At 43.1% G+C, this 1,040-nt stretch carries 1 protein-coding gene; it reads right to left on the minus strand.

All coding sequences use genetic code 11. The features are described 5' to 3' along the window. The coding region (locus tag WMO65_RS26240) for a recombinase family protein (protein ID WP_349064880.1) at positions 1-932 on the minus strand (932 nt) is incomplete at its 3' end. Between the last annotated feature and the right edge of the window lie 108 nt (positions 933-1,040).

Below are 1,040 nucleotides of genomic sequence, written 5' to 3' on the forward strand. Positions count from 1 at the left end.
TGGACGATCTCAAAATCCCTTTCACTTACCAGCGGCTCATGGTTCTTTTCAATACGGATCCAATCATCTTCCGGCTTTACGTAGGACTGCTTCACTTTATGGTTCGGTGTCGTACGTTTCCCCTGCACAAGGTTTCCAATGTAAACCTCATTTTCCAGTATTCTGCGTACCGCAACAGAACTCCAAAGAGCCTGCTCTTTCTGTCGGAACCCGGTTTCATAATGACTCCCGCTGCTGATCTTATATTCAAATGGTGAAAGCACACCCAATTCATTCAGGCGGTTGGCAATCGCATCCTGGCTCATTCCCTGCAGTTTCATCTTAAAGATGTCCTGTACTACACTGCCTGCAACCGGATCAATCTCCAGCTTATGCTTGTCTGCCTTAACTTTCTGATACCCGAATGCCACAAAAGGTGTCACACATTCTCCCTTTTTCCTCTTAATTTCAAGGTTACTTCTGATCTTAATGGAAATGTCACGGCAATAAGCATCGTTGATTAAGTTTTTGAATGGGATAATAATTTCATCGGCCTGATTCTTTCCCTGAAGGCTGTCATAATTGTCATTTATGGCAATAAAGCGCACACCAAGAGCCGGGAATAAACGTTCAATGTACTTCCCGGAATCAATGTATTCCCGCCCAAACCGAGATAAATCTTTCACCACTACGCAATCAACAATCCCACGCCTGATATCTTCCAGCATAGCCTGGAATGCAGGGCGCTCGAAATTAGAGCCTGAGTAGCCATCGTCAACCCGGACGGAAACAACTTCTATATCTTTTTTGTCTTTCAGGAAATCCAGAATCAGAGCCTTCTGGTTAGAAATGCTGTTACTTTCCATTTTTGCAGAACTGGAAAGATCGCCATCTTCTTTGGATAATCTGACATAGATGGCGGCACGATAGATTTTATTGAAATTCTGATACATATCTTACCTCCTCTTATTACGTCAAAAAACCCATGTAATAAAAGGGGGCTGCATAATTTGTCCTTACAGACATTTTAGCACAGCCACCCCAAACTTTCCAGTACTTTT

This window comes from Blautia caccae (assembly GCF_040095955.1).
Classification (GTDB): Bacteria; Bacillota; Clostridia; order Lachnospirales; family Lachnospiraceae; genus Blautia; species Blautia celeris.